The organism is Microtetraspora sp. AC03309 (assembly GCF_020826795.1).
Classification (GTDB): domain Bacteria; phylum Actinomycetota; class Actinomycetes; order Streptosporangiales; family Streptosporangiaceae; genus Microtetraspora; species Microtetraspora glauca.
In genome coordinates this window covers 137581-157397 of record NZ_JADDIL010000004.1, presented here as the reverse complement: position 1 = coordinate 157397, position 19817 = coordinate 137581, and the positions used below count along the sequence as shown (strand labels likewise).

The window sequence follows — 19817 nt, the reverse complement described above, 5'->3', positions numbered from 1 at the left end:
AGTCTGCCCGCAACGTACTAGAACCGATTCTCGTTTGTGAATCACCGGCCGACGGGTGGCCGCGCCACGACGGGCGGCCTCGGGGTACGAATCGGGCGCACGGAACGCACCGGACAGGGAGCATGGACATGGGCTCGCTTGGTTTCTGGAGGATCGCGCAGGCCGACCCGGACTGGATCGCCGCGGTGGACCCCGACGGCACGGAACACCGGGCGGGAGACCTGCTCGCACGGGCGAACCGCCTGGTCCACGGGCTCCGCGAGCTGGGTCTCCAGCCGGGTGACGGCATCTGCGGCCTGGTGCCCAACGGCGCGGACGGCCTGGTGCTCTATCTCGCCGCGTTGCAGGCCGGGTGGTACTACACCCCGGTCAACTGGCACCTGACCGGCCTCGAGATCGGCTACATCGTCGCCGACAGCGAGGCCAAGGCGTTCTTCGTGCACGAGCGGTACGCGGCCGAGGGCGCCAGGGGAGCCGAGGAGTCGGGCATCGCGCCGGAGCGGTGCTTCGCGTTCGGCCGGGTCGAGGGGTTCCGCCCCGCCTCCGACCTGACCGACGGCCACCCGGACACCCTCCCCGAGAACCGCACGGCCGGCGCGACCATGCACTACACCTCCGGCACGACGGGCCGGCCCAAGGGAGTGCGACGGCCGCTCAACGGCCTGGACCCGGACGACTCCGGCGAGTTGATGACGTTCCTCCTCGGGTTCTTCGGGATCACGCCGGGGCGGCCCAACGCGCACCTGGTCACCTCGCCGAGCTACCACACCGCGGTCACCCAGTTCGGCGGCACGGCCCTGCACATGGGCCACACCCTCGTCTACATGGACAGGTGGGACCCCGAGGAGACCCTGCGGCTGTGCGAGAAGCACCGGGTGACCAACTCCCACATGGTCCCGACGCACTTCAAGCGGCTGCTGTCACTGCCCGAGGAGACGCGCCGGAAGTACGACCTGTCCTCGCTGCGCTGGATGATCCACGCCGCCGCGCCCTGCCCGGTGCCGGTCAAGCTCCAGATGCTCGAGTGGTGGGGCGACGTGATCTACGAGTACTACGCGGCCACCGAGGGCGGCGGCACGATCGCGACCCCCGAGGACTGGAAGAAGCACCCAGGCACGGTGGGCAACGCCTGGCCGATCAGCGAGATCCTCGTCGTCGACGACAACCTCGACGAGGTCCCGACCGGCACCCCCGGAACGATCTACATCAAGATGGCCGGCGTCCGCTTCGAGTACAAGGGCGACCCCGGCAAGACCGAGGAGGGCCGGCTGCGTGACTACTTCACCGTCGGCGACATCGGTTATCTCGACGCGGACGGCTTCCTGTTCCTCTGCGACCGCAAGGCCGACCTGATCATCTCAGGCGGTGCCAACATCTACCCCGCCGAGATCGAGAACGAGCTTCTCGTCCACCCCAAGGTCGCCGACGCGGCCGTCTTCGGCATCCCGGACGACGAATGGGGCGAGCAGATCAAGGCCGTCGTCGAGCCCGCGCCCGGCGAGATCCCCGGACCCGAGCTGGCCGCCGAGATCCTCGACTCGCTCAAGGGCCGCCTGGCGAAGATGAAGTGGCCGAAGAGCATCGACTTCATCGCCGAGATGCCGCGCGAGCCGAACGGCAAGCTGCTCAAACGCAAACTCCGCGACCCCTACTGGAAGGGCAGGGACCGTGCCATCTGACGCGCCGACCGACGTACCGACCGACGCGCGGGCCGTACCGGAGCCGCTTGAGGCGCGGCACGTCCTGGAGTTCCCCGGCGGCTACACCCGGAGCACCGGACCGGTCATCGGCCGCTTCCTCACCGAACTGCGCGACCGGCGCATCGTCGGAGTCCGTACGGCGGCGGAGCGGGTGCTGGTGCCTCCCCTGGAGTACGACCCGGCCACCGGCGAGTCCGTGACCGGCGAGTACGTCGAGGTCGGCCCGGCTGGAACCGTCGAGACGTGGGCCTGGGTGAGCGCGCCGCGTCCGGGCCACCCGCTCGACCGCCCGTTCGCCTGGGCGACGATCAGGCTGGACGGCGCGGACACCTCACTCGTCCACGTGGTCGACGCGGGCGGTTCCAGGGCGATGCGGCCCGGACTGCGGGTCCGGCCCCGGTGGCGGACCGAGACCTCCGGCCACATCACCGACATCGAGTGCTTCGTCCCCGAGGCCACCATGATCACCGCTCCGGTGCGCGCGGAGTACCGCGTACGGCCGGGCCGGGCGCTCACCCGCTTCCTTGAGGGCATCCGCGACGGGGTGTTCGTCGGCGGGTACTGCGCCGGGTGTGACCAGGTCTACGTGCCCTATCGGATCTCCTGCCCGGCGTGCGGCTCGGTCATCGAGGAGGAGCGCGAGGTCGCCGACACCGGGACCGTCGAGACCTTCGCGATCAACAATCTGCCCGATCCGCGCGCTCCCGAGGTGCCGTTCGTCTCCGCGTACATCCTGCTCGACGGCGCCGACATCCCGATGATCGCCCTGGTCGGCGGCATCCCCGCGCACGAGGTGCGGCAGGGCATGCGGGTGAGGGCCGTCTGGGTGCCGCCCGAGGAACGGACGATGTCCATGACGAACATCAGGTGGTTCGCCCCCACCGGCGAGCCCGACGCCGATCTCTCCGCGGGCCGGCCGGGAGGTGGGGACTGATGCGCGAGGTCGCGATCGTGGCGTTCGCCCAGACCGTGCACACCGGCCACGACACCGGCCTGACCGAGGCCGAGATGCTGCACCCGGTGATCGAGGAGGTCCGGCGGACGACCGGGCTCACGACGTTCGGTTTCACCTGCTCCGGCTCGTGCGACTACCTGGCCGGGGCGCCGTTCTCGTTCGTCTCCGCGCTCGACGCGCTCGGCGCCTGGCCGCCGATCAGCGAGAGCCACGTCGAGATGGACGGCGCGTTCGCGTTGTACGAGGCGTGGGTGCGGTTGCAGCACGGCGACATCGACTCGGCCCTCGTCTACGGCTTCGGTAAGTCGTCGACGGGCGACCTGCGGCAGATCATGACGCTCCAGCTCGACCCGTACTATCTCGCGCCGCTCGGCCTCGACCAGGTCTCGTACGCCGCGCTGCAGGCCGCCGCGCTCGGGGGTGACCGGGGCGCGCTGGACGAGATCGTACGGCGCAGCCGCGCCGACGGCCGGGCCAATCCCCACGCCCTCGACCTGCCCGACCCGTCAGGGGACGGGTACGAGGACGATCCGCTCCGGCCGTACGACATCGCGCCGATCACGGACGGCGCGGCGGCGGTCGTACTGGCGGCGGGCGACCTGGCCAGGGAACTGGCCGAGAACCCGGCGTACATCGGCGGCATCGCGCACCGGATCGAACCGCACTATCTCGGCATGCGGGACCTGGCCAGGTCGCCGTCGGCGGCCGACGCCGCGCGCGCGGCGGGCGTCGGCAAGGGGCCGGTCGACGTGGCCGAGCTGCACGTCCAGTTCAGCCATGAGGAGCTCATCCTGCGCGAGGCACTCGAACTTCCGGAGGGCACGGTGATCAACCCGTCGGGCGGGCCGCTCGCCGCCAACCCGGTCATGGCGACCGGGCTCATCCGCGTCGGCGAGGCCGCGCGGCGGATCCTCGACGGCCGGGCGCGCCGCGCCGTGGCCCACGCCAGCTCGGGGCCCTGCCTCCAACACAACCTCGTCACGGTGCTGGAGTCGGCTGCCGAGTCCCCGGAAGGAGCGGACCGTGGGTAACCGCTGCGCCGTCATCGGCGTCGGCCAGACGCGCTACACCACCAAGCGCAGGGACGTCTCGATCGCGGGCCTGGTCCGCGAGGCGGCGATCCGCGCGCTCGACGACGCCGGGCTGACCTTCGCGGACATCGACGCGGTCGTCATCGGCAAGGCCCCGGACCTGTTCGAGGGCGTCATGATGCCGGAGGCGTACCTCGCGGACGCCCTCGGCGCGGCGGGCAAGCCGATGATGCGGGTGCACACGGCGGGCTCCGTCGGCGGCTCGACCGCCCTCGTGGGCGCGTCCCTGGTTCAGGGCGGCGTGCACGACCGCGTGCTGGTGGTCGCGTTCGAGAAGCAGTCGGAGTCCAACGCCACCTGGGCGCTCTCCACGCACCTGCCGTTCGGAGCCTCGCTCGTCGTCGGCGCGGGCGGCTACTTCGCCCCGCACATCCGCGAGTACATGCGCAGGTCGGGGGCGCCCGACCACATCGGGGCGCTCGTCGCGGTCAAGGACCGGCGGAACGCGCTGAAGAACCCCTACGCCCACCTGCGGATCCCCGGGATCGACCGGGCGATGGTGGAGTCGACGCCGATGCTCTGGGAGCCGATCCGCTATCTGGAGACCTGCCCCTCGTCCGACGGCGCCTGCGCGATCGTGTTGTCGTCCGAGAAGGCGGTCACCGGGACGCCCGCGTGGATCCACGGCACGGCCATGCGGTCCGAGCCGCTCATGCGCGCCGGGCGGGACACCGTCAGCCCCCGGGCGGGCAAGGACTGCGCCGCCGACGTCTACCGGCAGGCCGGGATCTCCGACCCGCGCAGGGACATCGACGTCGCCGAGGTCTACGTCCCGTTCTCCTGGTATGAGCCGATGTGGCTGGAGAACCTCGGCTTCGCGCCCGAGAACGAGGGCTGGAAGCTCACCGAGGCGGGATGCACGGCACTTGACGGCGACATCCCGTGGAACGCCTCCGGCGGCGTGCTCAGCTCCAACCCCATCGGCGCGTCCGGCCTGATCAGGTTCGCGGAGGCCGCGCTGCAGGTGCGCGGTATGGCGGGGGAGCACCAGGTCGACGGCGCCGCCACCGCCCTCGGCCACGCGTACGGCGGAGGCGCCCAGTTCTTCGCCATGTGGATCGTCGGAAGCGAGAAGCCCTAAACAGCAGGGAGAGGTCCCAGGATGGAGTTCAACCACGCCGATCTGTTCGAGGGGCTCGCCGACGCGATAGGGGACCGCGTGGCCGTCGTCTGCGGCGACGAGCGGGTGACCTACGCGGAACTGGACGAACGGGCCAACCGGCTGGCCCACCACCTCGCCGCCCATGGCGTCGGGCCCGGCCACCACGTCGGGCTCCATCTCTACAACGGGGTGGAGTACGTCGCCGGGCTGCTGGCGGCACTGAAGATCCGCGCGGTGCCGGTGAACGTCAACTACCGGTACGTCGAGGCGGAACTGCTCTATCTCTACCGCGACTCCGACATCGTCGCGCTCCTCTTCGACGTCGAGTTCGACGACCGGGTCGCGGCCGTCGCGCCGAAGGCTCCCGACCTGCGCCACCTCGTCGCGGTCGGCGGCGCGTCCCGCGTGCCCGGCGCGGTGCCGTACGGCACGGCCCTTGCCGGCAGCCCGGCCACCCGGGGCTTCTCCGCGCGCTCCGGCGACGATCTCTACATCATCTACACCGGCGGCACGACCGGCATGCCCAAGGGCGTCATGTGGCGGGTCGAGGACCTCTTCATGGCGTTCGGCGCCGGCAACCCGTACGGCGACCCGGTGGAGAATCCCGAGGCGGTGATCGAGCAGGCCAGGAACTCCGGCCCGCTGGTCATGATGGCGGCGGCGCCGCTGATGCACGGCGCGGCCCAGATGGCGACGTTCATCGCCTGGTGGTTCGGCGGGACGATCGTCTACACCCCGAAGTTCGACGCGGCCGACGTCCTGCGGGCGATCGAGCGGAACGGGGTCTTCACGATCAACATCACCGGCGACGCGATGGCCCGGCCGCTCGCCGAGGAGATCGCGGCGGGCTCCTACGATCTGTCCTCGCTCGGTGTGGTCAGCTCCACCGGCGCGATCCTGACCGGAGCGGTCCGCGACCGGCTCCAGGAGACGCTCCCGAACACGATGATCCTGGACAACTTCGGCTCGACCGAGTCGGGGTACACCGCGTCGGGGGTGTCCGGCTCCTCACCCGAGTCCGGCATGAAATACCAGCCCAACACGAACTCGACGATGGCCGTGCTCGACCACACGCTCAGACCGGTCAAGCCGGGCTCCGGAGAGATGGGCACGGTGGCCAAGAGCGGGCGGATCGCCACCGCGTACTACAAGGATCCGGAGAAATCCGCCCAGACGTTCGTCACCGACGAGGACGGCACCCGCTGGCTGCTGACCGGCGACCTCGCCCTGGTGGAGGAGGACGGGACCATCCGCGTCTTCGGCCGGGGCTCGCAGTGCATCAACACCGGAGGGGAGAAGGTCTTCCCCGAGGAGGTCGAGGCGGTGCTCAAGGGTCACCCCGCCGTGTTCGACGCCGTGGTCACCGGGATCCCCGACGACCGGTGGGGGTTCCGGGTGGCCGCCGTCGTCCAGCCGTACGAGGGGACCTCGCCCACGTTCGAGGAGCTCGACGCCCACTGCAGGGAGCGGCTGTCCGGGTTCAAGGTGCCCCGGACATACGCCTTCGTGGACGAGATGGTCCGCTCCCCGGCGGGCAAGGCCGACTATCGGTGGGCGAGGGAGACGGCCCGGGCCGCCGGGGCCTGAACCACGGGTCGGAGCTATTTGGCGCTTTCGCCGGTCAGGGCGGCGACGGCGCCGAGTCCCAGGTAGACGACGCCGCTGCCGATGTCCAGCCGACGCGCGGCCCGGGCGGAACGCCGCAGCCGCCCGGCGAGCGCCGACGCGAGCAGCGCGTACGTGCCGTCGCTGGCCATCCCGAGCACGATCCAGACCACGCCGAACAGCACGATCTGCGGCGCGATCGGGCCGCGCGAAGGGTCGGCGAACTGCGGCAGGAACGCCAGGAAGAAGATCGCCGTCTTGGGGTTGAGCACGTTGACCACGAACCCCTCGGTGAAGAGCCGGGTCCGGGACGCCTGCAGCGGCTCCGGGGCATCGCCCTCCGGCGCCCGGCTCATCAGCTTTCGCACGCCGAGCCACACCAGGTAGGCCGCGCCGACGTACTTCACGATCGTGAACGCGGTCGCCGAGGCCGCGAGCAGCGCGCTGATGCCAAGCGTGGCAGCGACCATGTGGATCGCCGAGCCCGCGTGCACGCCGAGCACCGAGACCAGCCCGGCGGACCTGCCCTGGGCGACGCTGCGCGTCACGATGTAGACCACGGCGGGGCCGGGCACGATGAGAATCGCCATCGTGGCCGCCGCGAAGAGTGCGAGTGTGCTGATCTCTGGCATGGAGCGGAGCATAGACGACGCCCCGATCTTGGCGATATCGGGTTTTCGGCCCTGTCCACCGCCCTGTCCACCGCCCTGTGGCCGTGGCCGCGGCGATGGCGACGATCTGCAGGTCATACGCCATCGGCATCGCCGATCACATCATCCAGGCGGCCGATGCCGCGGGGGCTCGCCTCGCGTCAAAGCGGCCAGGAGGGCGGCGGTGGCGGGCGGGTCGGGCGGCTCGCCGTACGTCGCGGCGAACACCCGCCGGACGGACCCGGGCAGTTCGACGGCCCGGATCTCGGGGGAGCGATGCGCGGACAGCGCCAGCGTGGGGAGGACGGCGACGCCGAGCCCCGCGGCCACCATCGCCTGCACCGCGACGTAGTCGTCGGTCGTGAACGAGACGCGCGGCTCGAATCCCGCGCGCGAGCAGAGGTCGAGCAGGTGGGACCGGCAGCGGTCGCACCCGGCGATCCACCGCGACGCCGCGTGCGCGCCGACGCTGCCCGCGTCGTCCGCGCCGCCGATGCCCGCCGGGGTGACGAGGCAGGTCGGGTCGTCGAAGAGATGCGTGAGCCGGATGTCGTCGTCCTCGGGGCCGGTCTCCTCGTAGCGGAAGATCACGGCGACGTCCACGTCGCCCGCGCGGAGCATGCGCAGCGCCTCCGGCGGCTCCGCCTCGGCCAGCCGCAGGTCCAGCCCCGGATGGTCGTCCGCGAGACGTACGGCCGCCGCAGGGACGAAGGTGCCGAGAGCGGAGGGGAAGGCGGCCAGCCGCACTCGGCCGGCGCGCAGCCCGACATGGGCGGTGAGCTCCGCAGCAGCCGACTCCATCCGGCCGAGGATCTCCGCCGCGCGTTCGGCCAGCAGGCGACCGGCCTCGGTCAGCCGGATGCCGCGCCCCACCCGCTGGACCAGTTTCGCCCCGGTCTCGGCCTCCAGTCGGGCGAGGTGGTGGCTCACCGAGGGCTGCGAATAGTGCAGCTCGCGCGCCGCCGCGGTGACGGAGCCCCGCGCCGCGACCGCGACCAGCACCCGGAGCCGTACGGGATCGAGCATCGTCACCCCCTCGCGGACCCAATGGAAATATCAAGCGTATCTATATAAAAACGCGAAAATCTCTGTTGGACTGATGAATGCCGGTCCCGCGACCCTGGAGCACATGACAGATCTTCGCGACGTCCTGCACGCCCGGACGCTCCTGGCCCCGCACCTGCCCGAGACGCCGATGTGGTCCTACCCCGTGCTGAACGCGGTCGCCGGCGTCGAGGTGCACGTCAAGCACGAGAACGTCCAGCCGACGGGCGCGTTCAAGGTCCGCGGTGGCATCACGCTGCTGGCCCGGATGGAAGATCGATCGACGGGTGTGCTCACGTACTCCACCGGGAACCACGCCCAGTCCGTGGCGTACGCCGCGCGGCTGTTCGGTGTCCCCTGTTCCATCGTGATGCCGGAGAACCCCAACCCGGCCAAGGTCGCGGCGGTGGAGGCCCTCGGCGCGACCGTCGAGATCGCCGGAGCGACCATGGTGGAGGCGGCGGGGCACGCGCGGGAGAGTGCCGCGCGGCAGGGAGCGCGGCTGATCAGCCCGGCGGACGAGCTGGACATCATCGCCGGGGTCGGCACGCTCTACCTGGAGATCCTCGCCGGACGGCCCGACCTCGACGCGATCTTCGTCCCGGTCGGATCGGGCACCGGCGCGGCGGCGGCCTGCGTGGTCGCGCGGGCCGTCGCGCCCGGCTGCCGGGTGATCGCGGTCCAGTCGGCGCAGGCGCCCGCGGCGCACGACTCGTGGCGTCTCGGCGAGCCGGTCCAGCGGCCGGTGAAGACGACGGTCGACGGGCTGGCCACGGGGTCGGCCTTCGCCCTGACCCAGGACATCATGCGCGCGGACCTCTCGGACTTCACGCTGGTCGGCGACGACGAGATCCACGCGGCGCAGCGCCTGCTGCTCACGCACGCCCACACCCTGTCCGAAGGGGCGGGCGCCGCCGCGCTGGCCGGTCTGCTCGCCCGCCGCGACGAGTTCGCCGGGCGGAAGGTCGCCGTCGTCTGCACCGGGGCCAACGCGGGCCCCGCCGAGCTCGCCCGCCTGCTGCCGAGCTAACCGAGGTCGTCGCGGGTGGCCTCCTCGACCTCGCGGAGGCTCTGCCGGGTGAACTCCAGCTCGGAGGTCAGCTCGTCGAGCGCCGCCGTGCCGCCGTCCGCCGCCGAGGTCGCGGTCATCGCCGACACCTCGACCACCCGGGCGACCAAGCCCTCCAGGCTGATCGTCCCGGACTCCAGGCGGGCGATCACCCGGCCCCGGGCCGCCGTCAGCCGGTCGAACACCTCCTGCTGGGCGTTCAGCGCGGCGATCGACCGGTCGAGCTCACCCGCGACGTCCGGCCCGGCCGACCGGCGGGACGCGGTGAGCCGTGCCCGCTCCTTGTGCAGGAAGCCCGGGTCGAACCGGGTCAGCGCCGAGCCGGTGATCGACGCCTGACCGGCCAGCCGCCGGAGCGTCGCGACGGTGTCGTTCACCTGCGGGGTCATCGCGGCGATCCGGTCGAGCAGGATCTGGCCGCGCATCGAGGCGGTCAGGTCCGCGAAGGAGCGGGCCGCCCGCTCGGCCCGCTGCAGCCACCCGGCCTCCACGCTGCCCTTGGTGACCGGCGGCGGCTCCGGTTCGCTACGGCGCGTTCCGCCCGGGGTGGCCACCCAGGCGGAGGCGAACGACTTGGCCAGCCAGACTGCGACGCCGACCGCCCCGGCGGCGACGGGATTCACGTTCACGGCCCAGGCCACGCCGCCCGCGGTGGCGCCGAGAAGGAGCCCCCAGGGGTCGCGGAGCTCGTCGGTGAATCGGGACACGGAGGGCTCCTGGCTCAGAAGTTGGAGATCACAGCGGTGAAGACCTCGTCGATGCTCCCGGCCTTGCGGGAGTCGTAGGCCGCCGCGTCGGTGGTCTGGGAGATCGTCTTGAGCGTGTCGAGGTCGGCGTCCGCGCCGTAGGCGATCGTGAACACCCGGACCGTCTCCTGCCCCGACTCCTTGCGCAGGTCGGAGAGCAGCGTGTCCAGGGAGATCGAGTTGTTGTCCTCGTTCTTGCCGTCCGTCAGGAAGACCACGGCGTTGATCGCGTCACGGCTCTTGTGCGCCAGCACGTGCCGGTACGACGCGAGCGTGGTGTCGTACAGCCCGGTCCCGCCGTTCGGGATGAGGCCGTTCAACTTGCTCACCAGGGCCTTGCGGTTGTTCTTGCCCATGGGGACGAGTTCGAGGTGGTCCTTGTTGCCGTCCTGCTTGAGGGAGAACATCCACAGGCCGACCCGGTCGTTCGGGCCGAACTGGGGCAGCGCGTTGATCGCGGCCTCACGGGCGAGGTCGAGCTTGGACTTGCCGGTGCCGGCGACGTCCGCGCCCATCGAGCCCGAGGTGTCCATGACGACGAGCACGTTGGCCGGCTTGCGCAGCTCGGCCCAGCTCTTGAGGGTCCTGTCGAGCACGTTCGGGATGGGAACGCTGAGCGTGGTGCCCGGCTCCTTCGGGTTCAGCCCGTTCGCCGTAGTGATCAGCTCGCCCGCCTTGCCGTCGGCGGAGCGGAACGCGTACGAGGCGAACTCCTTCTGCTGCTCCTCGTTGTGGAGATATTTCAGGAAATCGAGCGCGGCGGCGCGCTTGGCGTCATCCGCCCAGGACAGCACGGCGTACGGGTTGTCCGAGAAGAGCGTGCCCTCCTTCGGATAGATCGCGACCAGCGGCACCTTGGGCTTGGCGTGCTTGCCGAGCGTCTTCGGGTCGCCGCTCGGGTTGCCCTGGTTGTAGTCCCAGACCGACTTCTCCTCGACGGTCACGGCCGAGATGTACGACATCGCCGCGCCCTGGTCGTCGGCGTGCTGCAGGTTGGCGAGGAAGGTCAGCGTGGTGTCGCCGTAGTGCACGATCGACCGTTCGACGCCCTGGACGAACGCCAGCGTCTTGGGGTCGGTGATGTTCTGCTCCGACAGGTCGCCGGAGAGGCCGGTGGCCGCGAAGTACGCGCCGACCGTGGCGTTCAGCCCCGCCGTCGAGAAGTTGGGGTTGGTCTTGCCGAGCCGGAACTGCCCCCACTCGGGGTGGCCGTACTTCGCCCAGCCCTTGGGGTCGTTGGCGAGTTCGAGGACGTCCGACCAGCCGAGTTTCTTGGACGGCCAGCCGAGCGCCTGCGCCATCGGCTTCGGCATGGCGATGACGAGGGGGGTCGTGGCGATCGACGGGGTGTCGGCGCCGACGACCTGGCCCTTGTCCGTCCCCTCGGTGCGCTGCCGCAGGAGGGTGATCCATCCGGTGCCCGCCGGGGACCAGACGTCCGGCTTCGGGCCGTCCAGCTTGGTGTTCCACCCGCGTGCCAGGGCCTGCATCGCGCCGCCCGACGGCTTGGAGGTGACCACCACGTCGACGCAGCGGCCGTCGACCTCGCGGCCGTTGTAGCCGTTCGCCATCTTCCTGAGCAGCTCGGCCTTCTCGCTGGACGCCGCGATCGTCAGCGTCGTGCCGCCGTCGTCGCAGGCCAGCTTCTGGGCCGTGCCGTCCCCGCCGGACGTGCCGCCTCCGCCACCCGGGGCGGTGCCCCCGCCGAAGAACAGCTTCAACCCGACGATCAGCGCGCCGGCGAGGATGATCGCGACGATGAACGGAGCGAAGCTGCGACGGCTCCTCTGTTGCTGGGGCTGGTACACGCGTCCTCCGTGGGGGAAGGCGGGGCACGACCTCGAATCAGGTTGTTGAGATCGTATTTATCCTGACGAACGGCGAACCACGTTAGTTGCAGATCGTCTCGGAGGGCTAACCCGCTTCGACCGATTTGGTCACTCGGCCGTGGATCAGCTCGACGAGCGTGGCGTGGACCTCCTCCAGCGGACGGTCGGGACGCAGCACCCGCCGCTCGATCGAGACCGTCAACGCCATGCCGAACAGCGCGGTGGCGGCGGTCCCGGTGTCGAAGTCCTCGCGCAGTTCCCCGGCCTCCACCGCGTCCGCGAGGATCCGCTCGTACACGCCGAGCGCGTCCTCCCGGAGCCGGGTGACGGCGTCCTGCCAGGCCGTGCGCCACATCTCCCCGAACAGCACCCGGGCGAACGGGCCGTACTCGTCGAAGAAGCGCAGCTGGGCCAGCACGACCGCGTCGAGCCGGGCCAGCGGGGCGGCGTCGGAGGGAACCTCGGCCGCCTCGGCCAGCGACATGGTGAGCCGCTGGATGCCGTGGTCGAGCAGGGCGGAGAACAGCGCGTCCTTGCTGCCGAAGTTGTAGAACACCGTGCCCTTGGCGACGCCCGCCCGCTCGGCGATCGCGTCGACCGTCGTCCCGGCGAACCCCTGCTCGGCGATCAGCTCGACAGCGGCGCGGAAGAGCCGGTTCCTGGTGTCCTCGCGGGTCACGGCTTTTCCCGCCGGGTCACAGCGCCAGCTCCGGCTTGAGCCTGCGCACGGTCCAGATACGGCCCCTGCGCACGGCGACCATGGTCAGCGCGAGGCCGGCGACGACGAAGATGGACAGCACGCCGCAAGCCTGCCACACGACGGCGGGATCGCCGCCGCTGATCAGCCGCCGCATCCCCGCGACCACCCAGCTCATCGGCAACCACGGAGAGATGGTCTGGAAGAACCCGGGAGACGTCTCGATCGGATAGGTGCCGGCGGCCGAGGTCAGCTGCAACATCAGCAGCGCGAGCACCAGCACGCGGGCCGGCGGCCCGGCGAGCGCGTTGACCGCCTGCACGATCGCGAGGAACGCCGCCACCGTGAGCAGCAGGAACGCGGCGACACCGGCCCAGTTCCGCGCCTCCAGGCCCAGGCCGAACCGCAGCACGCCGAGCAGCACCGCGACCTGCAGCGTGCCCATCGCCACGCCGGGCAGCCATCCCGCCAGCGCCGTACGCCAGGCCGGGGCGGAGCCCGCGAGCAGGCGCGGGTTGAGCGGCCGCAGCACCATGTACGTCACCATCGCGCCCACCCACAGCGCGAGCGGCACGAAGAACGGCGCGAAACCGGTGCCGTAGTTGGGCACCTCGTTGTCCACCTCGGTGTCGAGCCGGACCGGCTCGCTCATCATGTCCGTACGGCTGTCGCGCCCCGCGGCGTCGTAGGAGGGGATCCGCGCCGCCCCGTCGCCCAGCTTGGCGGCGAGTTCGCCCGAGCCGTCGGCGAGCTCACCCAGCCCCGAATCGAGCTTCCCCGCGCCGCCGCGCAGCTCGCCGATGCCGTCGCCGAGCCTTCCCGCGCCGGACGCGAGCGTGCCGAGGCCCGCGGTGAGCCGGTCGGCGCCGCTGTCGAGCGTGCGCAGACCGGCGGACAGGGTCGTCGCGCCGTTCCCGAGCTCGCCGATCCCGCTCGCGAGCGAGGTGGCGCCCTTCAGCGCCTTTCCGGTGCCGTCGTGCAGGTCGGAGGCGCCCTTGGTGAGCCGCTTCAGCCCGCCGTCCAGCGTGTTGAAGTCGTCACGCGCCTTGTCCAGCCTGCTTCCCAGCGCGGGGGCGGCCTCGGCGAGCGCGCGGGCGTCGTCGGCGAGGGCGCGCGCCTTGCGGGCGAGGTCGTCCACCGCGCCGGACTGGGCCGCGACCCGGTCCTGCAGGCGGCCGGCCGTACCGGCCAGTTCGCCCGCGGAGCCGGACGCCCGGCTGACGAGGGAGCGCAGCTCGGGGTCGGCGTCGGGGTGGCCGTCCAGCCACCGCTCGACCGCACGCAGGTCGCGCTGTGCCTCCCCGGCCTGGCTCCGTACCGAGTCGGGCAGGTCGCCGAGAGCTTTCGCGATCGTGTCGGCGCCCTCGGCCACGGCCAGCGCCGCCGACCGGATGGCCGGGCCGTTCTCGGTCAGGATCGGCACGTACGTGTCCGCCGCGCGGTTGATCGTGGGGGACAGCGCGTGCACGCTCTCGTACGCTTGCCGGTTGCCCTCGGCGAGCTTCGCGGCGCCCTTGTCGAGGCTGGACAGGCCCGCGCGCAGATCGGCCGCGCCCTTACCCGCCGTGGCCAGGCCGCTCGTCAGCCGGGTCGAGCCCTTGTACGCGTCGCCGAGCCCGCGGGCGAGCGTCCCCGACCCGTCCTGGAGCGTGGTCGCGCCGGTGGAGAGCTTGCGCACGGCGCTCTGCGCGCTGCCGAGGCCCTTGTTGAGCGTGGCCGCGCCTTCCCGCGCGGTCGCGGATCCGTCGTGGAGCCGGCCCGCGCCGTCGGCCGCCTTGGCGGTGGCGTCGTGCAGATCGGCGAAGGACAGGAAGACCTGGTCGAGGTAGCCCTTCACCGCGCTGCGGTCGGCGGCCGCCTTGACCTCGTCGAACACCGCGTCGGAGATCGTCCGCATGATGTAGCTGCGGCCGGTGTCCACCCGTACGCCGAGCCAGGCGGGACGGGGCTCGGCGTCGCCGGAGGGCGAGGTGAGGTTGGCGCTGAAGTCGCGCGGGATCGTCAGCGACAGGTAGTAGGTGCCGTCCCGCATGCCCTGGTCGGCCTCGGCGGCGTCGGTCCTGTGCCAGGAGAAGACCTCGCGGTCCTGGAGTTCCTCGGCCAGGTCCCGGCCCGCGCTGACGGTCGTGCCGTCCACCGTCGCCGGCCGGTCCTCGACCACCAGGGCGACGGGGATGTTCTTCAGGTTGCCCTGCGGGTCCCAGAACGACCACAGGTAGAGACCGGCGTACAGCAGGGGCAGCATGACGACGCCCACCAGGGCGGCCCGGGTCAGCCGGGACCGGGTGAACCGCCGGAGCTCCAGGCGGCCGAGGTGCAGGGGAAGCGGCTTCACGGGAGGTCCTTCACGGGAGTTCTGTGACGGCGTCGGCGTAGCGCCCGGCGAGGGCCGGGCCGGTGCAGGAGGCGACGACGGTGAGGCCGTCGTCGGAAAGGTCGCGCAGGGTGCGCCAGAGTTCGTGCCCGCGCGCCTCGGGCAGACCGAGGTCGACGTCGTCGACCAGGAGCAGTCCCGGCCGGTCGAGGAGCGCGAGTGCGATCCCGAGGCGGACCGCCTGATCGCGGGTGAGGCGCCGGGCGAGGGTGCGCTCGCCTTCGGGCAGGCCGGTGACGTCGAGCCCCGCCCGCGCGAGCGCGGCACCGGCGGTGCGCGCGTACCGCCTGCGCCACGGCAGCCCCCAGGGGCCCAGCCGTTCGTGCAGGTGATCCCGTACGGACAGTGCGCCGTCGAGCTCGTTCACGCCGGAGGTGAGGCCGAGCGCGGTGGCCCGCTGGACGCGGCGGATCCCGCTCTGGCCGCCGACGACGAGCGTGCCGGACGTGGGTCGCATCCGGCCGGCGAGGGTCAGCAGGAGGCTGGTCCGCCCGCTGCCCGCCGCCCCGGCGACGGCGGTGAGGCCGCCCGGCCCGGCGGTGAGGGAGACGCTCGAGTAGACGGGGCCGTGCTCGCCCTTCAGCGAGAGGTCCTTCGCCACGACCCGGACCCCTGTGAACGCCACGCCACGCCTCCTCCTTGAACTGACCAGTCAGTACAAATCTAGACTCATGCGAGGGCGAGGCGAAATGTGATTTCGGTGACTCCTGAGGTCAGGCGGGGTCACGCCCGGAAACGCGAATGCCGGACGCGCGACCTCTCGGAAGAGGCCGCACGTCCGGCGCGCGGATCAGGCGCCGTAGTTCGCGAGGAACAGGGCCTCGGCGGTGATGACCTTGCGCAACTCGTCGAGGTTCACCCGCTCGTTGGGGGCGTGGATCGACGAGTCGCCGTCCTCGGCGCCGTAGAGCAGGATCTCGGCCTCGGGGAACAACCCGGAGAGCTTCGCGACCAGCGGGATCGAGCCGCCCTGACCGACGTCGCGCGGCGCCCGGCCGAAGGCCCGCTCCATGGCCTGGTCGATCGCCGCCCGTGCCCGGCCGCCCGAACCGGCCATGAAGCCCGACCCGGTGACGAAGTCACCGAACGTCACCTGGGCGCCCCACGGCGCGACCTTCTGCAGGAAGCCCGTCACGTCGTCGAGCGCGGTCTTCGCGTCGCCCGCCGGAGGGATCCTGATCGTGACGCGGGCGCGGGCCACCGCCTGCACGGCGTTGATGGCGCCCGACACGGTCGGCACGTCGAGCCCGGTCACGGTGATCGCGTACGACGACCAGAGGCGGTCGGCCACTGACCCGGAGCCGACGAGCGAGACGCCGTCGAGCACACCCGCGGTGGCCCGGAAGTCGTCATCCGTCTCCTCGGAGCCGCCCTCGAAGGTGCCCTGCGGCAGGCCCGGCACCCGTACGTCGCCGCGATCGTCGTGCAGGGCGGACAGCATCCGCATGAGGGCGCCGAGCGCGTCCGGGGCGGCGCCGCCGAACGCGCCGCTGTGCAGGGACTCGCGGAGCGTCCGCACCTCTACGGTGAAGGCGGCCATCCCGCGCAGCGTGGTCGTCAGGGCCGGCTCGCCCATGCGCGGGTTGCCGCAGTCGGCGACCACGATCGCGTCCGCGCGCACGAGGTCGGGGTTGGCCTCGACGAAGTCCTCCAGGCGTTCCCCGGCGTACTCCTCCTGGCCCTCGACGATGACCTTGACGCCGACGGGGAACTCGCCGCCGAAGGCGCGCAGCGCCGCCACGTGCGCGATCACGCCGCTCTTGTCGTCGGCCGCGCCCCTGCCGTACATCGCGCCGTCGATCATCGTCGGCTCGAACGGCGATGTACGCCACTGGGCGGCGTCGCCGGGCGGCTGCACGTCATAGTGGGCGTACAGCAGCACGGTGGGAGCCCCCTCGGGGGCGGGCGCCTCCGCGAACACGGCCGGGAAGCTGCCCTCGACCGGGATCTGGCGCACGTTCGGCAGCCCGGCGCCGCGCAGCAACTCCTCGGTCATCGCCGCGGCGGCGAGCACCGGCTCGTCGGGGTGGCCGGGGAAAGCCACCGACGGGATGGCGACGAGGCGCTTGAGATCCTCCACCGCCTGTGGCATGCCGGCCTCGACGGCGCTCTCGATCTCTTCGGGTGTCATGCGTTTCCCCTCTCCGACCCCTTTGTCTGATGCGCCTCATTGGATCACACCGCTGACGTGCGCCAGCGGCCGGCGAAGCCGGGCTTGTCCAAGAATCGCCTAACGGATTTCGTTGTGGTTACATGTCGATATCACGGATTCCGAGGTTCATGCACATTGAAGCCACGCAATCGCTTGGCTTTTGCGACTTCGACGTGCAGACTGAAGCAAGCACCAGATCACCCTAGGAAGGTTGCGATGACGGACCCCGACGTTCTCAAGGCCGCACAGGACAACCTGTGGATGCATTTCACCCGGCACAGCGCCTACCAGGGCGCCGAAGTGCCGATGATCGTCAAGGGCGAGGGTGCGTACGTCTACGACATCCACGGCAAGCGCTATCTCGACGGTCTGGCCGGACTGTTCGTCGTCCAGGTCGGGCACGGCAGGGAGGAGCTCGCCGAGGCCGCCGCGAAGCAGGCGCGTGACCTGGCGTTCTTCCCGCTCTGGTCGTACGCCCACCCGAAGGCGGCGGAGCTGGCGCAGCGGCTCGCCGGGATGACCCCCGGAGACCTCAACCGCGTCTTCTTCACCACCGGCGGCGGCGAGGCCGTGGAGTCGGCGTGGAAGCTCGCCAAGCAGTACTTCAAGATCCAGGGCAAGCCGCTGAAGACCAAGGTCGTCAGCCGTGCCATCGCCTACCACGGCACGCCGCAGGGCGCGCTGTCCATCACCGGCATCCCGGCGCTGAAGCAGGTCTTCGAGCCGCTGGTGCCCGGCGCCATCAAGGTGCCCAACACCAACATCTACCGCGCCGACGAGATCACCGGTTTCGCCGGGTCGGACAAGGACCCCGAGGCGTTCGGCCGGTGGGCCGCCGAGGAGGTCGGCCGGGCCATCGAGATGGAGGGCCCGGACACCGTCGCCGCCGTCTTCGTCGAGCCGGTCCAGAACGCCGGCGGCTGCTTCCCGCCGCCGCCCGGATACTTCCGGCGCCTGCGCGAGATCTGCGACCAGTACGACGTGCTCCTCGTCTCCGACGAGGTCATCTGCGCCTTCGGGCGCCTCGGCACGATGTTCGGCGGCCAGAAGTTCGACTACGTGCCGGACATCATCACCTGCGCCAAGGGACTGACCAGCGGTTACGCCCCCATCGGCGCGATGATCGCCTCCGAGCGGCTGTTCGAGCCGTTCAAGAACGGCACCGAGACGTTCGCCCACGGCTACACCTTCGGCGGCCACCCGGTCGCCTCGGCGGTCGCCCTGGCCAACCTCGACATCTTCGAGCGCGAGGACCTTCTCGGTCACGTCACCGCCAACGAGCCGGTGTTCCGCGGCACGCTGGAGAAGTTGCTCGACCTGCCGATCGTCGGCGACGTCCGCGGCTCCGGCTACTTCTACGGGATCGAGCTCGTCAAGGACAAGTCGACCAAGGAGACCTTCAACGAGGACGAGTCGGAGCGGCTGCTTCGCGGCTTCCTCTCCAAGGCTCTCTACGACGCGGGCCTCTACTGCCGCGCCGACGACCGCGGCGACCCGGTGGTCCAGCTCGCGCCGCCACTGATCTGTGGCCCCAAGGAGTTCGACGAGATCGAGGGGATCCTCCGCTCGGTGCTCACCGAGGCTTGGGCCCGGCTATGAAACCGTGACCCCATGAAGGGAACCCAGAGCATGAAAATCGGAGTGCCGGCCGAGGTCAAGAACCACGAGTACCGCGTCGCCGCGACCCCGGCGGGAGTTCACGAACTCGTCCGCCACGGTCACGACGTCCACGTACAGCGTGGTGCCGGCCTCGGCTCGCACATCACCGACGAGGAGTACCTCGCCGCCGGAGCCAAGATCGTGGACACCGCCGACGCCGTCTGGGGCGAGTCGGAGATGATCCTCAAGGTCAAGGAGCCGATCGCGGAGGAGTATCACCGCCTGCGCGAGGACCAGGTGCTCTTCACCTATCTCCACCTGGCCGCCTCCCGGCCCTGCACCGACGCGCTGCTCTCGTCGAAGACGACGGCCATCGCGTACGAGACGGTGCAGGTCGGGAACGGCCTCCCGCTGCTCGCTCCGATGTCGGAGGTGGCGGGCCGGCTCGCCCCGCAGGTCGGCGCGTACAACCTGATGCGGTTCAACGGCGGGAGGGGCATCCTTCCCGGCGGCGTCCCCGGCGTCTCCCCGGCGAAGGTGGTCGTCATCGGCGGCGGCGTCTCCGGCCTCAACGCCGCGCAGATCGCCGTCGGCATGGGGGCCGACGTCACCATCCTCGACATCAGCATCGACCGGCTGCGTTTCATCGACGCGATCTACCAGGGCCGGCTGAAGACCGTCGTGTCCAGCGCGTACGCGATCGAGCGGGCCGTGCTCGACGCCGACCTGGTCATCGGCGCGGTCCTCATCCCGGGTGCCAAGGCGCCGACGCTGGTGTCCAACGAGCTGGTCTCCCGGATGAAGCCGGGATCCGTGCTCGTCGACATCGCGATCGACCAGGGAGGCTGCTTCGAGGACTCCCGCCCGACCACCCACGCCGAGCCGACGTTCCAGGTACACGATTCGATCTTCTACTGCGTGGCCAACATGCCGGGTTCGGTGGCGAACACCTCGACGTACGCCCTGACCAACGCCACGCTTCCGTACGCGGTGAAGCTGGCCGACCTGGGCTGGCGCGAGGCGCTCCGCGGTGACGCCGCGCTCCGGCTGGGGCTCAACACCCACGCGGGCCGGATCACCAGCGAGCCGGTGGCGGTGGCGCACGACCTGCCGTTCACCCCGGTCGAGGAGTTCGTCGCCGCCTGATCCCGTTCACGACACAGTTCATGACACGGTCATGGCGCGGTGCCACGGGGGTGGCGCC

General features: G+C 71.1%; 16 protein-coding genes. 8 read left to right on the top strand and 8 right to left on the bottom strand.

Going from position 1 to position 19817, the window contains the following annotated elements; all coding sequences use genetic code 11:
- Nucleotides 1-128: 128 nt before the first annotated feature.
- The 5 genes from IMZ11_RS03845 to IMZ11_RS03825 are packed head-to-tail and all read left to right on the top strand — an operon-like array spanning nt 129 to nt 6435.
- The gene (locus IMZ11_RS03845; RefSeq protein ID WP_228637512.1) at nt 129-1679 is read left to right on the top strand and encodes an acyl-CoA synthetase; all 1551 of its coding nucleotides are present in this window, start codon (nt 129-131) and stop codon (nt 1677-1679) included.
- Nucleotides 1669-2634 carry a Zn-ribbon domain-containing OB-fold protein gene (locus IMZ11_RS03840; RefSeq protein WP_228637511.1) on the top strand — a complete coding sequence of 322 codons (966 nt, stop codon included), beginning with the start codon at nt 1669-1671 and terminating at the stop codon, nt 2632-2634. Before IMZ11_RS03845 ends, IMZ11_RS03840 begins: the two co-directional genes overlap by 11 nt.
- The gene (locus tag IMZ11_RS03835) at nt 2634-3686 is read left to right on the top strand and encodes a lipid-transfer protein (protein WP_228637510.1); all 1053 of its coding nucleotides are present in this window, start codon (nt 2634-2636) and stop codon (nt 3684-3686) included. Before IMZ11_RS03840 ends, IMZ11_RS03835 begins: the two co-directional genes overlap by 1 nt.
- Complete coding sequence (locus IMZ11_RS03830; protein ID WP_061253504.1) at nt 3679-4827, top strand: thiolase domain-containing protein; 1149 nt, start codon at nt 3679-3681, stop codon at nt 4825-4827. Before IMZ11_RS03835 ends, IMZ11_RS03830 begins: the two co-directional genes overlap by 8 nt.
- A 21-nt stretch (nt 4828-4848) precedes the next feature.
- Nucleotides 4849-6435 (top strand): acyl-CoA synthetase, encoded by a 1587-nt coding sequence (locus IMZ11_RS03825; RefSeq protein ID WP_228637509.1) that lies wholly within the window; start codon nt 4849-4851, stop codon nt 6433-6435.
- A gap of 14 nt (nt 6436-6449) precedes the next feature.
- Here the strand turns inward: IMZ11_RS03825 and IMZ11_RS03820 are convergent, their stop codons facing one another.
- Entirely contained in the window at nt 6450-7085 is a 636-nt protein-coding gene (locus tag IMZ11_RS03820) for a LysE family translocator (protein ID WP_228637508.1), read from the bottom strand.
- 141 nt (nt 7086-7226) lie between these two features.
- A complete protein-coding gene (locus tag IMZ11_RS03815; RefSeq protein ID WP_228637507.1) occupies nt 7227-8129 on the bottom strand; it encodes a LysR family transcriptional regulator in 903 nt (300 codons plus the stop codon).
- 103 nt (nt 8130-8232) lie between these two features.
- Between IMZ11_RS03815 and IMZ11_RS03810 the strand changes: the two genes are divergently transcribed.
- Nucleotides 8233-9177 carry a threonine/serine dehydratase gene (locus IMZ11_RS03810; protein WP_228637506.1) on the top strand — a complete coding sequence of 315 codons (945 nt, stop codon included), beginning with the start codon at nt 8233-8235 and terminating at the stop codon, nt 9175-9177.
- On the opposite strand, the gene IMZ11_RS03805 is transcribed toward IMZ11_RS03810, so the two are convergent.
- The 6 genes from IMZ11_RS03805 to IMZ11_RS03780 all read right to left on the bottom strand — a co-directional run bounded on the left by IMZ11_RS03805 (nt 9174) and on the right by IMZ11_RS03780 (nt 16993).
- The gene (locus IMZ11_RS03805) at nt 9174-9923 is read right to left on the bottom strand and encodes a hypothetical protein (RefSeq protein ID WP_061253507.1); all 750 of its coding nucleotides are present in this window, start codon (nt 9921-9923) and stop codon (nt 9174-9176) included. The two genes, IMZ11_RS03810 and IMZ11_RS03805, sit on opposite strands and share 4 nt — an antisense overlap.
- A gap of 14 nt (nt 9924-9937) precedes the next feature.
- Nucleotides 9938-11770 carry a substrate-binding and VWA domain-containing protein gene (locus IMZ11_RS03800; RefSeq protein ID WP_228637505.1) on the bottom strand — a complete coding sequence of 611 codons (1833 nt, stop codon included), beginning with the start codon at nt 11768-11770 and terminating at the stop codon, nt 9938-9940.
- Between the two features lie 106 nt (nt 11771-11876).
- Complete coding sequence (locus IMZ11_RS03795) at nt 11877-12470, bottom strand: TetR/AcrR family transcriptional regulator (protein ID WP_228637504.1); 594 nt, start codon at nt 12468-12470, stop codon at nt 11877-11879.
- A gap of 16 nt (nt 12471-12486) precedes the next feature.
- Nucleotides 12487-14823: a YhgE/Pip domain-containing protein gene (locus IMZ11_RS03790; RefSeq protein WP_228637503.1), complete on the bottom strand. Its 2337-nt coding sequence runs from the start codon at nt 14821-14823 to the stop codon at nt 12487-12489.
- 10 nt (nt 14824-14833) lie between these two features.
- Nucleotides 14834-15487 carry an ATP-binding cassette domain-containing protein gene (locus IMZ11_RS03785; RefSeq protein ID WP_228637502.1) on the bottom strand — a complete coding sequence of 218 codons (654 nt, stop codon included), beginning with the start codon at nt 15485-15487 and terminating at the stop codon, nt 14834-14836.
- Nucleotides 15488-15652: 165 nt separating this feature from the next.
- The gene (locus tag IMZ11_RS03780; RefSeq protein WP_228637501.1) at nt 15653-16993 is read right to left on the bottom strand and encodes a M20/M25/M40 family metallo-hydrolase; all 1341 of its coding nucleotides are present in this window, start codon (nt 16991-16993) and stop codon (nt 15653-15655) included.
- Nucleotides 16994-17230: 237 nt separating this feature from the next.
- On the opposite strand from IMZ11_RS03780, the gene IMZ11_RS03775 reads away from it, so the two are divergent.
- Nucleotides 17231-18613, top strand: coding sequence for an aspartate aminotransferase family protein (locus tag IMZ11_RS03775; protein ID WP_228637500.1), 1383 nt, complete (start codon nt 17231-17233; stop codon nt 18611-18613).
- Between the two features lie 30 nt (nt 18614-18643).
- Nucleotides 18644-19759 (top strand): alanine dehydrogenase, encoded by a 1116-nt coding sequence (gene ald / locus IMZ11_RS03770; protein WP_061253514.1) that lies wholly within the window; start codon nt 18644-18646, stop codon nt 19757-19759.
- Nucleotides 19760-19817 lie beyond the last annotated feature (58 nt).

Coding starts and splice junctions, on each gene's coding strand:
- IMZ11_RS03845 (WP_228637512.1), top strand. CDS start 129: ATGGGCTCGCTTGGTTTCTGGAGGATCGCGCAGGCCGACCCGGACTGG.
- IMZ11_RS03835 (WP_228637510.1), top strand. CDS start 2,634: ATGCGCGAGGTCGCGATCGTGGCGTTCGCCCAGACCGTGCACACCGGC.
- IMZ11_RS03825 (WP_228637509.1), top strand. CDS start 4,849: ATGGAGTTCAACCACGCCGATCTGTTCGAGGGGCTCGCCGACGCGATA.
- IMZ11_RS03820 (WP_228637508.1), bottom strand. CDS start 7,085: ATGCCAGAGATCAGCACACTCGCACTCTTCGCGGCGGCCACGATGGCG.
- IMZ11_RS03815 (WP_228637507.1), bottom strand. CDS start 8,129: ATGCTCGATCCCGTACGGCTCCGGGTGCTGGTCGCGGTCGCGGCGCGG.
- IMZ11_RS03810 (WP_228637506.1), top strand. CDS start 8,233: ATGACAGATCTTCGCGACGTCCTGCACGCCCGGACGCTCCTGGCCCCG.
- IMZ11_RS03780 (WP_228637501.1), bottom strand. CDS start 16,993: ATGACACCCGAAGAGATCGAGAGCGCCGTCGAGGCCGGCATGCCACAG.
- IMZ11_RS03775 (WP_228637500.1), top strand. CDS start 17,231: ATGACGGACCCCGACGTTCTCAAGGCCGCACAGGACAACCTGTGGATG.
- ald (WP_061253514.1), top strand. CDS start 18,644: ATGAAAATCGGAGTGCCGGCCGAGGTCAAGAACCACGAGTACCGCGTC.